This is a genomic window from Mesorhizobium sp. M1027, from assembly GCF_040318745.1.
In the GTDB taxonomy this organism is placed as follows: Bacteria; Pseudomonadota; Alphaproteobacteria; order Rhizobiales; family Rhizobiaceae; genus Mesorhizobium.
This window is the reverse complement of the sequence record NZ_JAMYMW010000018.1, coordinates 52,437-66,648: the sequence shown is the minus strand read 5'-3', so window position 1 is coordinate 66,648 and position 14,212 is coordinate 52,437. Positions and strand designations below refer to the sequence as shown.

The window sequence follows — 14,212 nt, the reverse complement described above, 5'->3', positions numbered from 1 at the left end:
CCATGGGCTCGTTCAGGCGGCTTCGCGAAAATACTTGGCGGTCGGCAGGATGGTCAGCGGCGCGAGTTCGCCGGCGCCGGGCTTATCGAACAACATGCGCTGCTCCATCGGCGTCGAACGGAAGAACGGAAAGCGAGCGTAGGTTTCATTCTTGATCGCCAGGACATCGGCCTGATAAAGCAGCGCAAAACAGTTGATCACGCCGGCATAGGGCCGCGCATCACCGATCGGTCGCGCCCGATAGATGCGCTTGTAGAAAGCCGCATGGTCCTCACGGATCATGGATATGCAATAAGGCGCGCCGAAATGGAAGCACGCCATGCCGGCAAGGCGCAGCGTCACATACGGGATCTGAGGGTAAAGCCGTGACCATTCGGCGTCCACGGCAAAACGGCTCGGGTCGATAAAGACTTCGCCGGCCGCCAGACGCGGCATCAACAAGTCCTTGTATACGCTGAGCGCTGGTGATGTGGCGTTATCAGCAGACACGTCATGCAGGCGCATCGTGCTGACCAGCCGCCCCTCGATGTAGATTCCAAACGTATGGCAATTGGGCAGTTCGTCAAACTCGTCATGGACCTGACGGGACGCATTCTCGGGCACCAGATCGTTCATCCGATAGGAATTGTAGCGCAGCCTGTAAATGCTTTCGAAGTCCTCGCCGCTTTCACAGCGTCGGTACTCCGTCCGGTCAAGCAGCGCATAGACATGTTGCGCGAAGCTGGACATGGTCTCGGACGCATCTTTCCCACCAGCGCCCGCCGCATGGCCGAGCGAACTCAACTGGGCACACATGAACTCTATTCCCCGCGATTGCCGCCACCAGCCGACACTACGGACGGGTCATGAGATGTAAAGATGAAAATAAGTAGGAGGTCGTTTACCGCCCGTTAAGGTTAATAATTAATAAAATTATACTAAAATACGCGGTTTTCAGCGCGAAGTCAGCGCCGCGGCGCCTTCCTTGCCGTCTGGATGTCCTTGGCGAAAGGCCAGACGGTGCTCGACATGGTCTCGATGCCGGACGCGCTGAGCGCAGATCCGAACAGAAAGCCCTGGACCAGGTCCGGCTTGACCTGCAATGCCAGGATCTTGAGCTGTTCGAAGGTCTCGACACCTTCGACAGTGACTGAAAGTCCCAGCGGTCGCGACAGGTTGACGATGCCCTTCAGCAATTCGAGCGACCGGCTGTTCTGGGTGACGTCGATCAGGAACGAGCGATCGATCTTGATCTTGTCGAGCGGCAGCTTGTGGAGATAGCTCAGGCTCGAATAGCCGGTACCGAAATCGTCGAGCGCAATGCGAACGCCGAGCCGCTTCAACTCCTCGATATATTGGCGTGTCAGCGACTTGTCGTCGAGCAGCGCCGTCTCGGTGACCTCGATCTCCAGACGTCCGGCGGAAAGACCGGATTCAGCTAGCGCGTCGCGAACCTTCTGGATGACATCACGGTTGCGGAAATCCTTGGCCGAGAGATTGACCGACACGCTGGTCTGGGCCGGCCATTTCGCGCATTCCGTGCAGGCCGCATGCAGGACGAAGGTGCTGATGTCGGAAATAATCCCCATTTCCTCCGCCAGCGGAATAAAGATACCGGGGGAAATCGGCCCGAGATCGGGATGATCCCAGCGGCACAGCGCTTCGCAACTGGCGATACGCATCGTGCTCATCGCCACGATCGGCTGATAGACCACCCGCAATTCGTTGTTTTCCACGGCGCTGCGCAGGTCCGCCTTCATCAGCTGACGGCTGCGGAAGGCAGCATCCATGGAGGCCTCGAACAGCCGCCAACCGTTCTTGCCAAGCTCCTTGGCCTTGTAGAGTGCAAGGTCGGCTTTGACGATCATGGCGTCGACGTCGGTATCCTTGACCCGCGACAGCACCGCGCCGCCGCTGGCCTGGATGCGTAATCCGTGACCGGCGACATCGACCTCGCCCTGTAGATTGACAAAGATCTCATCAACCTGGCCGATCAGATGGCTTTCATCCTCGATGCGCTCGAAGAAGATCATAAACTCGTCGCCGCCGAAGCGGCTGACGGTGATGCCTGGCCCGGCGACCGCGGCCAGCCGCTCAGCAACGGCGTAGATCAATCCGTCGCCGACCGGATGGCCGAGCGTGTCATTGACGCTCTTAAAATCGTCGAGGTCGAGCACCACCAGCCCGCAGAGACGCGCGGGATCCCCTGAGGCCATGGCTTCCACCACCAACTCGTGGAAGTAGGCGCGGTTGGGCAGGCCGGTGAGACTGTCGTAGCGCGCCATGAAGCGGATCTTGTCTTCCGCCTCGACCCGGGCGGTCACATCCTCGAAAGTGACGACGCCCAGTTCCTGGCTGCCTTCGCGCGCCGAAAATTCATAGTGCTGGCCGTTGGTGAGCGAGACCAGGACCTTACGGTCGCGGCCCTCGCGCAACGCACGCGTCAACTGGGCTTCGATGTAACGGCAATCTTTCGGCGCCAACATGCCGCCTGCAGCGCCGCGCATCAGCAGACCGTGGATCGAGCGGCCTAGCAGCGCATCGGCCGATTTGAGCGACATCAGGTGCGCGGCTTCGGCATTGGCCACCGCCACCCGGCCGTCGGGACCAAGCATGACAAGGCCATGCGACATGGTGTTGAGCGCGCGGTTGAAACGCTGCGCGATGCGGTTCGCCTTCTTTTCCTCCGACAGGGCGGTAAACAGGACTTCGCGGACGATGTCGGCGAACCGCTTGATCGCAAACAGAAAAGGGGCCGACATCAGACCGAGGATAATGTGGTAGATATCGCCGCGCAGGATAAAGCCAAGCGATATGGGCCATGTGGTGGTAATGATAAAAATCATGACCATGCGCGGCGACCCATAATTGCGGCCGGCAATCGACGTAACCGATGCAAGAGTGACGCAGACAGAGGCTATTTCGGCATAGTTGTCGTGGCTGTCATTTGCCAGATAAATGCTAACGAAACAGAACGCGCCAAGCATGAAACCATGCATCGAACCGAAAATTATGTAATCATTTTCGCGATCATGGGCTTCTTCCCACGTCGTCGGGGAAGGAAGTCGCCCGTATTTCCGGATGTTGCGAAGGCGCAGAGTACCGACAATGATGAGCCCAGCAGCAACTAGAAGATACGCCAAGTCCATGGTCTTCCAATAGACCAGAATGACGAGGAGGGTCTGCGCAACAAGGCCGATCGACAGCGTGAACCCGTCGCGAAACAGCGTTTCCACGAACGGAATGTAAACGTCGACCGGAATCTCGTTTTTTCGTCTCAGATTCACGCCTGGATCCCAACCCTGGGGAACCCAGCAGTGTCACATTGGCCTTAAGAAAGGTTTAGAGCGGCGTTTCGAGCCCTGCCGGCATCCATTGGTGACGCCGCGGAAGCAGGGAAACTACAGTTCAGGTAAACAAGGGGTGTCAGAGCGCGGAATCATTCGGCGGCTTGAAGTTGCGGCCGCAGCGGCGCCCTCGAGAGGCGGTCGAGCAGGCGCTGGCGTTCGCCGGCGGCTTTTTCGGCACTGGCCTGCTTGACGTGGCCAAAGCCGCGGATGAGCGCCGGTACCGAAACAAGCGCGGCAGCGGCCTCGATCTTGCCCGGCGCCAGCGCGCCGGCGACAAGCTCCAGGTCGGCTTCATAGAGGGCAAGAAGCTGCCGCTCCATACGCCTCTCGGCGCTGTAGCCGAACAGGTCGAAAGCGGTGCCGCGCAGCCCCCTCATCGCCGCCAGCAGGCGGAACCCGTTCATCATCCACGGGCCAAAGCTCGATTTCTTCGGCTTCCCGTCACTGCCGCGCCTGCCCATGATCGGCGGTGCGAGATGGAATTCAAGCTTGCCATAGCTCTGGAACTGCTTTGCGAGCTCTGCGGCAAAGGAGCCGTCCGTATAAAGCCGCGCCACCTCGTATTCGTCCTTGATCGCCATCAGCTTGAACAGGTTCTTCGCGGCAGCTTCGGTCACCACGGTCGAGCCGGGCACAGCATCGGTTTCGGCCTTGCGCAGCGCCGCCAGTCTGTCGGCATAGCGCCTGCCATAGGCGGCGTTCTGATAGGCGGTCAGGAAGGCGACGCGGCGGGCAATGATGTCGTCCAGCGTCTCGGCAATGGCGGCAGGCTGCGTGGCCTTGCCCGGCTGGGCGAGAGGGCCGCGCACGAAATCCGGCTGGTGGGCAGCGCGGCGGCCCCAGCGAAATGCCGCGACATTCATCGCCACCGCCTCGCCGTTGAGTTCGATCGCCTTCTCGACCGCCTCCGCCGACAGCGGCAGGCCGCCATGCTGGAAGGCGAAGCCGAGCATGAACATGTTCGCGCCAAGCGAGCTGCCGAACAGCGCGGTGGCGGTGCGGGTGGCGTCGAAGAAATGCGTCTTGTCGTCGCCTGCGGCCGTTCTTATCGCTTTCTTCAGCCGCTCGACGGGCAGCGAGAAATCGGCCGAACGGGCGAACTCGCCCGGCATGATCTCGGCGGTGTTGGCGAGGAAGATGGTATGGCCTTCGCGCACCGCGGCCAGCACCTTCTTGGCACCCGAAACGACGAGATCGCAGCCAAGCACGAGGTCGGCTTTGCCGGCCGATACCCGAATGGCGTGGATGTCGTCCGGCGTGCGGGCGATGCGGACATGGGTGAACACGGAGCCGCCCTTCTGGGCGAGGCCGGCCATGTCGATCATGCCGCAGCCCTTGCCTTCCAGGTGCGCGGCCATGCCTAGCACCGCGCCTATGGTGACGACGCCGGTGCCGCCGACACCGTCGATGATCGCCGCCCAGCCTTGTTCACCGAGCGTAAATTGCGCCGGCGCCGGCACCCCCGCGAGCGGGTCGGCCGCGCCGGCTATGCCTTCGGCTTTCCTGATTTTGGCGCCGTGAACGGTAACGAAGGAGGGGCAGAAACCGTTGACGCAAGAGAAGTCCTTGTTGCAGCTCGACTGGTCGATCTTGCGCTTGCGGCCGAATTCGGTCTCGACCGGCTGGATCGAGACGCAATTCGACTGCACGCCGCAATCGCCGCAGCCTTCGCAGACCAGCTCGTTGATGAAGATACGCTTGTCGGGATCGGGGAAGGTGCCGCGCTTGCGCCGACGGCGCTTCTCGGCAGCGCAAGTCTGGTCGTAGAGCAGCACCGAGACGCCTTTGACCGAACGCAACTCGCGCTGGATGAGATCGAGGTCGTCGCGGTGATGGATAGTGGCGCCGGCGGGAAATTCCACCTTGCCGGTATATTTGTCCGGCTCGTCGGTGACGATGGCGATGCGCTGGACGCCCTCGGCGCGCACCTGCCTGGCGATCATGTCCACCGTCAGGCCGCCCTCGTGCGGCTGCCCGCCGGTCATCGCGACGGCGTCATTGTAGAGGATCTTATAGGTGATGTTGGCGTCGGTCGACAGCGCGAAGCGGATCGCCAGCACGCCCGAATGGTTGTAGGTGCCATCGCCCAGGTTCTGGAAGATGTGCTCGCGCTTCGAGAACGGCGCCTGGCCGACCCACTGCGCGCCCTCGCCGCCCATGGCGGTGAAGCCTACGGTATTGCGGTCCATCCATAACGCCATGAAATGACAGCCGATTCCGGCGGCGGCGAGCGAGCCGTCCGGCACCTTGGTCGAGGAATTGTGTGGGCAGCCGGAGCAGAAGAACGGCGTGCGCGAGGCGATGTCTGACGTGTCGGCCAGCATCGCCTGGAACTGGCGCAATTTCGCCACCCGCGCGGCGATTTCCTCTGACGGGCCGATCGTTCGCAAAATCCTCTCGCCGAGCGCGATGGCAATGTCGTTGGGGTCGAGCGCGCCCTTGGCCGGGAACAGCCAGTCGCCGCGCTCGTCCTTCTTGCCGACGATGACCGGCTGCGTCGCGGTGCCGTAAAGGTTCTCGCGCAGTTGCACCTCGATCAGCGAGCGTTTCTCCTCGACGACGACGATGGTATCGAGGCCGCGAGCAAAGTCGGCGACGTGCTGCAGGTCGAGCGGCCACGGGCAGCCGACCTTGAACAGCCTGATGCCGATACGATTGGCGGCCGCTTCGTCGATGCCGATATCCTCCAGCGCCTGGCGAACGTCGAGATAACTCTTGCCGATGGTGACGATGCCAAGCCTGGCGCTGCTGCCGCCCGAATAGACGATCCGGTTCAGCCCATTGGCGTGGATGAAGGCGGAAGCTGCGGCGCGCTTGTATTCATGCAACCGCTCCTCCTGGCCGAGCATGTCGATCTCGTTACGGATGTTGAGGCCGCCGGGCGGCATGTCGAAGTCCGGGACGACGATATCTAGCCGGTCGAGCGCGGCATCGACCGAGGCCGTCGATTCGATGTTGTCCTTGACGCATTTGATCGCCGCCCAGGTGCCGGCAAAACGCGACATGGCAAAGCCGTAGAGGCCGTAGTCGATGATCTCCTGGACGCCGGCCGGATTGAGGATCGGCACCATGGTGTCGACGAACAGGAACTCGGTGGCATGCGCGTTGGTCGAGGATTCGGCCATGTGGTCGTCACCCATCAGGGCTAACACGCCGCCATGTTTCGACGACCCGGCGAGATTGGCGTGGCGGAACACGTCGCCGGAGCGGTCGACGCCCGGACCCTTGCCGTACCAGACCGAAAAAACGCCGTCATGGGTACCCTCGCCCAGCAATTCCGCCTGCTGCGAGCCCCAGCACGCGGTGGCGGCGAGCTCCTCGTTGAGACCGGGCTGGAAGACGATGTCCGACTGCGCGAGCTGGTTTCTGGCCTTCCACAGCTGCATGTCGAGGCCGCCGAGCGGCGAGCCACGATAGCCGGAGACGAAACCGGCGGTGTTCAGGCCAGCCCGGCGGTCGCGCTCGCGCTGCATCAGAAGCATGCGGATGACTGCCTGGGCGCCCGACAGGAAGATGCGCTCCTTTGCCAGGTCGAACTTGTCGTCGAGCGCGACGTTGTGCAGCGTCATCAGGCGTTTCCTGTGCGGAGACCGTGCCAGGAGGTGCACGGCCAACGTCGGAGTCGAGTGCCTACAGTCTTTCTTCCCTTGCCGGGGAGGTCAAACGAAATCGAAGGTGCCAGGCGGTCCGCAACAAACGATCGGTGCGCGGCCGTGTGGCGCCACGAAACGCCTGTCGGGGAGGATGGCCGAGCACGAAAACTCCGGCGGCGGTCGGTGCCGCTGGTGACGCATCATGCAGCCTTTGGGCAACTGGGCTTCGGTTCACCGGGCAGCTTGCCGTCGACATGGCCGGCCAAGTCCTTGTTGAGCTCGTAGACTGGCCCGACCACCAGGGGCCGGTCGGGCAGGACCGACTGGTCGAGCGAGGACGTCAGAGTGGTCTCGAAACTCTGCAGCAACTGGCCGCTGGAATCCTCGATGCGGATCGACACCGCATAGGGCTTGTCCTTGACAACGCAGGTGAGCGGCGGGCTGGTGAGCGTCACATGCGGCAGCTTCGGCCATATTTTCTGGGTGACGATGATCGGATCACCACCGGCCGGGTTCTGGAAGGAGACCACGGCGACCTGCCCCTCACCCACCGGCCGCAGCGGATTGAGGGTGATGACGTAGGTGGCGATACCCAGCCGGTAGTTGAACTCGAACAGCTTCCCGGAAATGGCGAACAGCTGGTCCTTGCCGGAATCACGGCAGGCGCCGAGCGCGGTCGCCGCGAACAACGCCGCGACGACGATCATCGCGCGCGAATATTTCTTAGGCATTGGTGACCTCCCTGGCCGCGGTCCGGCGGCGATAGTATCGGTTTGCCTTCTGGCGGTTGCCGCACACCGCCATATCGCACCAGAGGCGGCTGGAATTGCGGCTTTTGTCGACAAACAGCCAGCTGCAGTTCGGACATATCCTCAGCCTGGCGATGGTGTCGCTGCGCAGCAGCGACAGCGCCGAGACCGCAAGCGCCGCCTCGAAGGCGATCGGCGTTGCCGGATCGCCGAACGGTTTTCCGGGCATGCCGATTTCGGTGTGGCCATGGGCGAGGCCATCGGCGCAGGCTTCCAGGAATTCAGGCATGTCGGCGGTGTCGATCGCACCTTTCGATACCGCGCCGCGAAACAGCCGATCGGTCGTCTCGCGAATCGACAGCACCACCGGTGCGATCTTTTCAGGCGCCGGCGCTACGAGCCGCCTGCCGCCGAGCTCGGCGGCGCGAAAGCCACTCGCGGCTTCGGCAAAGCGGGCGATCTCGGCCGGATCGTCGAAACGGTCGAAAGTTTCCTCCGGATCGTTCCGCAAAACGACGGTGTTCGCCGTGTCGAGCGCCAGCATACCACCGGTGAAGCGGTGCGGAGTCCAGGATACTGTCATATCGCGAATCTAACCGATAAATCGCGTTTGACAAGTTAGATTCCGGGTGCAACGCTCGTCAGTGAGGCGATCGCCGTATCGAGAATGTCGTCGTCTCAAGCCCCGCCCCGATTGTGGGGCATGCATCGAGGGTCTTGCATGCTCTATTTCTTCCAGCAGGTTCTGAACGGGCTGCATTCGGGCGCGCTCTACGCATTGCTTGCCTTCGGCTACGTGCTGACCAACGGCATCCTGCACCGCACCAATCTTGCCTATGGCGCGCTGTTCGCCTTTTGCGGGCATACGATGATCCTCACCGCGGCGTTCGGCTATCAGGCGCTGTGGTTGACGCTGTTTGCATCGGTCGCGCTCGGCGTAGTGGCGGCATTCCTTTATGCGGCGCTGCTCAGCCATGTCCTGTCGCGAAGCATCTTCGAACCGCTGGCCGCCCGCTCGCCCAACGCCATCGTGGTGACCACGCTCGGCATATTGCTGGTCTTGTCGGAAGCCAGCCGCATCGCCGCCGATACCCATGACCTATGGTTGCCGCCAATGCTGGCCCAGACCATCGTCTTCGCGCAGAATGCCAGCTTCAAGGCGACGTTGACACTGATTCAGTTGCTCGATTGCGCCGCCGTCCTGGCGGCTATTTCGCTGGCTGCGTGGGGGTTCACACATTCCAGCTTCGGCCGAAGCTGGCGTGCCGTATCCGACGATCCAAACGCCGCTGCGATGTGCGGCGTCGATGTCCGCGCGGTGTTTCGGCGTGCGGTGCTTTTCGGCGGCCTTTGCGCGGCAATGGCTGGCGTGCTCGCCGCCTTCTACTACGGCAACATCAGCTTCGGCACAGGGTTGGTCTACGGGTTGAAAATCCTGTTCGTGACCGCAGTGGGCGGCTATCTCTCGCCTTTGCGGGCGGCACTAGGCGCCGCCGCTTTCGGCATGGCCGAATCGCTATGGTCCGGCTATTTCCCGCTCGAATGGCGGGACGGCTGGATGTACCTGTTCCTCGTCGCTATGCTTGTGCTGATCGGCTCCGGCCGCGACCAACAGAAGATCGCCTGAGCCGCATCCGACTTTGGTTGGATGAATGAACCACATGTCCCCTTGGACATGCAAAGGACGCGGCAGCATTTTGCCGGCGGCCACCTCACAACTGTGTTTATGCGGGCTGTCCGATGTTGACCCGCCGAACCACGCACTGCATACCGTTGGTCCACAGCGACGCGACGGACAGGGAACCGGCGCGCTCCGACACAAGGGAGGAATGCATGGCAGGGCTTCTCGCTCTTTCCAGAGCCATTGACCGTTTGAACGAATTCATCGGCAAATGGGTTTCGTGGCTGATCCTGCTGGCGATCCTGGTAAGCGCCGCCAACGCCGTGATCCGCAAGGTGTTCGACATGTCCTCGAACGCCTGGCTGGAATTGCAATGGTATCTGTTCGGCGCCGCCTTCATGCTGGCCGCCGCCTACACTCTGAAACAGAACGACCATATCCGCATCGATATCGTCTACGGCATGTTCTCGCGCCGTGTGCAGCACTGGATAGACCTTTTCGGTCACGTCTTCTTCCTGATGCCGTTCGTGACGTTGATGGTCGTCTATTTCGTTCCCTATGTGTCGCTGTCGTATCGCAGCGGCGAGATGTCGAACAATTCCGGCGGGCTGATCATCTGGCCGGCGAAGGCGATTCTGCTGGCCGGCTTTTTTCTACTCGCGCTGCAGGGCATTTCCGAGATCATCAAAAAGATCGCCATCATGCGCGGTCAGATGGACGATCCCACTCCGTTCATATCGGTGCATGAGCAGGCCGAGCTAGAAGCCAAGGCGCTCGTGGAAGAGGTGCGCTCGTGATCGAGTTCATCGCCCAGAACATGGCGCCGATCATGTTTGCCTCGCTGGTCGTCTTCCTGCTGATCGGCTACCCCGTCGCCTTCTCGCTCGCCGCCAACGGCCTGATGTTCTTCTTCATCGGCGTGCTGCTGTCGCCCTATTCGGGCGGCTCCATCAATCTCGCCTGGCCGTTGCTGCACGCGTTGCCGGATAATTTCTATGGCAGCCGGGTGATGTCGAACGATACGCTGCTGGCGATCCCGTTCTTCACCTTCATGGGCATCGTGCTCGAACGATCCGGCATGGCCGAAGACCTGCTCGACACCATCGGCCAGCTGTTCGGACCGGTCCGTGGTGGCCTTGCCTATGCCGTGATTTTCGTCGGCGCGCTGCTTGCCGCGACGACCGGCGTGGTGGCGGCCTCCGTCATTGCCATGGGTCTGATTTCGCTGCCGATCATGCTGCGCTACGGCTACGACCGGCGGCTGGCATCCGGCGTCATTGCCGCGTCCGGGACCCTCGCCCAGATCATCCCGCCGTCGCTGGTGCTGATCGTCCTGGCCGACCAGCTCGGCCGCTCGGTCGGCGATATGTACAAGGGAGCGCTGATCCCCGGGCTCATTTTGACCGGCATCTACATGCTCTACATCCTGCTCATGTCGATCTTCCGGCCGAAGTCGATGCCGGCCCTGCCGCTGGAGGCCCGCACGCTCGGCCACGGCGTGCTGTCGCTGCTGGCGGCGGTGCTGGCGGCGGTGGTGGTTTCCTATGCGGCGTATCGCTACCTTGCGCCGAACCATGGCGGCGACGCCGATATCCTCGGCGCCACTATTGGCGTCATCTTCATCTATGTCGTGGCGATCGTCGACCAGCGCCTGAAGATCAACCTGATGTCGAGGCTGGCGCAGCAGGTGATCATCGTCCTGATCCCGCCGCTGGCGCTGATCTTCCTGGTGCTGGGCACCATCTTCCTCGGCATCGCCACGCCGACGGAAGGCGGCGCCATGGGCGCCGTCGGCGCGCTGGCAATGGCCGCGATGAAGGGGCGGCTGTCGCTCGACGTGGTCAAGCAGGCGCTGGCCTCGACGACCAGGCTGTCGTCCTTCGTTCTGTTCATCCTGATCGGCGCGCGGGTGTTCTCGCTGACCTTTTACGGGGTCAATGGCCACATCTGGGTCGAGCACCTGTTGACCTCGCTGCCGGGCGGTGAAGTCGGTTTCCTGATTGGCGTCAACATCCTCGTCTTCGTGCTCGCCTTCTTCCTCGACTTTTTCGAGCTTGCCTTCATCATCGTGCCGCTTTTGGCGCCGGCGGCCGACAAGCTCGGCATCGACCTGATCTGGTTCGGCGTGCTTTTAGGCGTCAACATGCAGACCTCCTTCATGCATCCGCCCTTCGGCTTCGCGCTGTTTTATCTGCGCTCGGTCGCCGCGCGCGTGCCCTATCTCGACCGGCTCACCGGCAAGCAGATCGCGCCGGTCACCACAGGGCAGATCTATTGGGGCGCAGTGCCCTTCGTCTGTATCCAGGTAATCATGATCGGCCTGACCATCGCCTTCCCGCAGATGGTGATGCACTACAAAGGTACCGTCGTCGATCCGGGCACCATCAACTACCAGGTGCCGGAAACGCCTGGCATCGGCTTGTCGCCGCTTGGCACGCCGCCGGCCAACGGCGGCACTGCCCCGGCCTCACCTTCCACACCGGATTTGTCGCAGCCGCCGAGCTTCGACGAAAAGCCGCCCGCGAAGCCGGCGGCACCGGCAATCGATCTGTCGCAACCCCCGAGTTTCAACTGAGGCGAGTTTCAACTGAGGAAGGCCCTGCAGCCATGAAGGCGGTTCGGTTGGAGCGGGTGGGCGGCCTCGCCGTGTGCGAGGTCGAGAAACCGACCGCCGGGCCGAGCGATCTGCTGGTACGGATCGAGGCGTGCGGCGTCTGCGGCACCGACAGACATCTTTTCCATGGTGAATTCCCGTGCACGCCGCCGGTGACGCTCGGGCATGAATTCTCCGGCATCGTCGAGGCGATCGGACCTGCGGTATCCGGCTTTTCGGTCGGCGACCGCGTCACCGGAGATCCCAATATTGCCTGCGGGCGCTGCGCGCATTGTCAAGCGGGCCGAGTCAATCTCTGCAGCAATCTGCGTGCCATCGGCATCCATCGCGACGGCGGCTTTGCCGAATATCTTGCCTTGCCGCAGAAACAGGCCTTCGCCTTGCCAGCCGATCTGAAGCCTACGCATGGTGCTTTCTGCGAGCCGCTCGGCTGCTGCCTGCATGGCGTGGACCTTGCCGCGATCAAACCAGGCTCGTCGGTCGCGGTGCTCGGCGGCGGCGTGATCGGCCTGCTCACCGTTCAGCTGGCAAAGCTCGCCGGTGCGACGACCATCATCCTGTCGACGCGTCAGGCCTCGCGGCGGGCTCTTGCCGAGCGACTTGGCGCAACGGCGACGGTCGATCCCAGCGCCTTCGATGTCACCGATGCGATCGTCGGCCGGTCGGGTTTGATGCCGGGCGGCGTCGACGTGGTGTTCGAATGCGCAGGCGTGAAAGACACTGTTGAGCAGGCGATGCGGCTGGCCAAAGCGGGCGGCACAATTGTCGTCGTCGGCGTTATGCCGCAAGGCATGAAAGCGGCGTTCGAACCGTTCGACCTGCTGTTCCGCGAGTTGAAGGTCCTGGGCTCCTTCCTCAATCCCTTTACCCATCGCCGGGCCGCCGATCTTATCGCTTCGGGGGCTATCGAGGTAGACCGGCTGATATCGCGGCAGGTCACGCTTGAAGAGTCAGCTGCAGTGATCGCCAATCCGCCTGCGCCAGGCGAAGTCAAGGTTCTGGTGGTGCCCGGCTGATCGCAAACGGAATGCGCTGCGGCGCCAGCGTCCCGAAGGAACGCCGGCGCCGCAGAGCAGCAAGGTTCAGAGCTTGCTGTTGCGCTGCTGGACCATCATGAAGGTGTCGTAGTTGTACTCGGCCACCTGCGCCCAGAGATAATGCTCCTTGCGGAACGCCTTGATCGAGTCCCAGATCTTCTTGAACGGCGCGTTCGAGGCTTCCATCTCGGCATAGACCTCGTTGGCCTTTTCGAAGCAGGCGGCCATGATCTCCTGGCTGAACGGACTCAACTTGGCGCCGCCGGCAACCAGCCGCTTCACCGCCGCCGGGTTGAGGTAGTCGTATTTCTGCAGCATGTTGGCATCGGCCGCTTGGGCGGCAGTGTGCACCAGCGACTTGTAAGCCGGCGAAAGTTCGTCGTATTTCGCCTTGTTGAACATCAGATGGACGGTCGGTCCACCTTCCCACCAGCCGGGATAGTAGTAATAGGGCGCAACCTTGTAGAAGCCGAGCTTCTCGTCATCATAAGGGCCAACCCATTCGGCGGCATCGATCGTGCCCTTTTCCAGCGCCGGATAAATGTCGCCACCGGCGATCTGCTGCGGAACCACGCCGAGCCTTTGCACCACTTTGCCGGCAAAACCGCCGATGCGCATCTTGAGGCCGGAAAGGTCGGCAACCGTTTTGATCTCCTTGCGAAACCAGCCGCCCATCTGCACGCCGGTATTGCCGCCCGGCAGCCCGAACAGACCCTGCGTCGCCAGGAACTCGTTGAACAGATCGATGCCCCCGCCATGATAGTGCCAGGCGTTGATGCCGCGCGCGTTGAGCGAAAACGGAACCGCCGCTCCCAGCGCCCAGGTCGGGTCCTTGCCCCAGTAATAGTATGCCACAGTATGGCAGGCCTCGACCGTGCCGGCTGTGGTGGCATCGGCGGCCTGCAGGCCGGGAACGAGTTCGCCGGAGGCGAAGACCTGGACCTGGAAGTTGCCGTCGGTCGCCTCCGAAAGCATCTTGGAAAACACTTCGGCACCGCCGTAGATCGTATCGAGCGACTTCGGGAAGGACGACGCCAGCCGCCAGGTTACTTTCGGATTGGACTGGGCGATGGCCGGCGCAGCAAGTGTCGCGGCAGCGGCCGCGAAACCGGTGGTGCCGGCCTTGCGGATGAACGAACGACGATCCATGAAGTTCCTCCCGTTTGGATCAACTGACCGACGTTCGGGACGCTTCGGCGCCCGCATCGGCTTCGAGCCGACAATACACAGGCAAGGAGTCGAGTCCAGCGCGGCAGCCCGGTTTGAGTG

At 62.3% G+C, this 14,212-nt stretch carries 10 protein-coding genes; 4 read left to right on the top strand and 6 right to left on the bottom strand.

Translation table 11 applies throughout. From position 1 onward, the window contains the following. Nucleotides 1-12: 12 nt before the first annotated feature. The 5 genes from NKH50_RS27490 to NKH50_RS27470 all read right to left on the bottom strand — a co-directional run bounded on the left by NKH50_RS27490 (nucleotide 13) and on the right by NKH50_RS27470 (nucleotide 8,254). Nucleotides 13-795 carry an N-acyl amino acid synthase FeeM domain-containing protein gene (locus tag NKH50_RS27490; RefSeq protein WP_352480090.1) on the bottom strand — a complete coding sequence of 261 codons (783 nt, stop codon included), beginning with the start codon at nucleotides 793-795 and terminating at the stop codon, nucleotides 13-15. A gap of 149 nt (nucleotides 796-944) precedes the next feature. After that, a complete protein-coding gene (locus NKH50_RS27485; protein WP_352480089.1) occupies nucleotides 945-3,266 on the bottom strand; it encodes a putative bifunctional diguanylate cyclase/phosphodiesterase in 2,322 nt (773 codons plus the stop codon). A 152-nt stretch (nucleotides 3,267-3,418) separates the two neighbouring features. Beyond that, on the bottom strand, nucleotides 3,419-6,898 hold the full coding sequence (locus tag NKH50_RS27480; RefSeq protein ID WP_352700887.1) for an indolepyruvate ferredoxin oxidoreductase family protein: 3,480 nt from the start codon (nucleotides 6,896-6,898) through the stop codon (nucleotides 3,419-3,421). A 224-nt stretch (nucleotides 6,899-7,122) separates the two neighbouring features. Beyond that, complete coding sequence (locus tag NKH50_RS27475; RefSeq protein WP_352700888.1) at nucleotides 7,123-7,653, bottom strand: hypothetical protein; 531 nt, start codon at nucleotides 7,651-7,653, stop codon at nucleotides 7,123-7,125. Next, a complete protein-coding gene (locus tag NKH50_RS27470; RefSeq protein ID WP_254816039.1) occupies nucleotides 7,646-8,254 on the bottom strand; it encodes a CGNR zinc finger domain-containing protein in 609 nt (202 codons plus the stop codon). Before NKH50_RS27470 ends, NKH50_RS27475 begins: the two co-directional genes overlap by 8 nt. Before the next feature lie 138 nt (nucleotides 8,255-8,392). Here NKH50_RS27470 and NKH50_RS27465 point away from each other — a divergent pair, with 138 nt between their 5' ends. The 4 genes from NKH50_RS27465 to NKH50_RS27450 all read left to right on the top strand — a co-directional run bounded on the left by NKH50_RS27465 (nucleotide 8,393) and on the right by NKH50_RS27450 (nucleotide 12,922). Continuing rightward, nucleotides 8,393-9,298, top strand: coding sequence for a branched-chain amino acid ABC transporter permease (locus tag NKH50_RS27465; protein WP_352480085.1), 906 nt, complete (start codon nucleotides 8,393-8,395; stop codon nucleotides 9,296-9,298). A gap of 206 nt (nucleotides 9,299-9,504) precedes the next feature. Then, nucleotides 9,505-10,089: a TRAP transporter small permease subunit gene (locus NKH50_RS27460; RefSeq protein ID WP_352700890.1), complete on the top strand. Its 585-nt coding sequence runs from the start codon at nucleotides 9,505-9,507 to the stop codon at nucleotides 10,087-10,089. After that, nucleotides 10,089-11,867 (top strand): TRAP transporter large permease, encoded by a 1,779-nt coding sequence (locus NKH50_RS27455; protein ID WP_352506052.1) that lies wholly within the window; start codon nucleotides 10,089-10,091, stop codon nucleotides 11,865-11,867. Before NKH50_RS27460 ends, NKH50_RS27455 begins: the two co-directional genes overlap by 1 nt. A 32-nt stretch (nucleotides 11,868-11,899) precedes the next feature. After that, nucleotides 11,900-12,922 (top strand): zinc-dependent alcohol dehydrogenase family protein, encoded by a 1,023-nt coding sequence (locus NKH50_RS27450; protein WP_352740496.1) that lies wholly within the window; start codon nucleotides 11,900-11,902, stop codon nucleotides 12,920-12,922. Between the two features lie 66 nt (nucleotides 12,923-12,988). Here the strand turns inward: NKH50_RS27450 and NKH50_RS27445 are convergent, their stop codons facing one another. After that, a complete protein-coding gene (locus NKH50_RS27445) occupies nucleotides 12,989-14,092 on the bottom strand; it encodes a TRAP transporter substrate-binding protein (protein WP_352882262.1) in 1,104 nt (367 codons plus the stop codon). Between the last annotated feature and the right edge of the window lie 120 nt (nucleotides 14,093-14,212).

Bases quoted from the DNA above. Each gene is read 5' to 3' on its own strand.
- NKH50_RS27490 (WP_352480090.1), bottom strand. From the start codon at position 795: ATGTGTGCCCAGTTGAGTTCGCTCGGCCATGCGGCGGGCGCTGGTGGG.
- NKH50_RS27480 (WP_352700887.1), bottom strand. From the start codon at position 6,898: ATGACGCTGCACAACGTCGCGCTCGACGACAAGTTCGACCTGGCAAAG.
- NKH50_RS27475 (WP_352700888.1), bottom strand. From the start codon at position 7,653: ATGCCTAAGAAATATTCGCGCGCGATGATCGTCGTCGCGGCGTTGTTC.
- NKH50_RS27470 (WP_254816039.1), bottom strand. From the start codon at position 8,254: ATGACAGTATCCTGGACTCCGCACCGCTTCACCGGTGGTATGCTGGCG.
- NKH50_RS27465 (WP_352480085.1), top strand. From the start codon at position 8,393: ATGCTCTATTTCTTCCAGCAGGTTCTGAACGGGCTGCATTCGGGCGCG.
- NKH50_RS27460 (WP_352700890.1), top strand. From the start codon at position 9,505: ATGGCAGGGCTTCTCGCTCTTTCCAGAGCCATTGACCGTTTGAACGAA.
- NKH50_RS27450 (WP_352740496.1), top strand. From the start codon at position 11,900: ATGAAGGCGGTTCGGTTGGAGCGGGTGGGCGGCCTCGCCGTGTGCGAG.
- NKH50_RS27445 (WP_352882262.1), bottom strand. From the start codon at position 14,092: ATGGATCGTCGTTCGTTCATCCGCAAGGCCGGCACCACCGGTTTCGCG.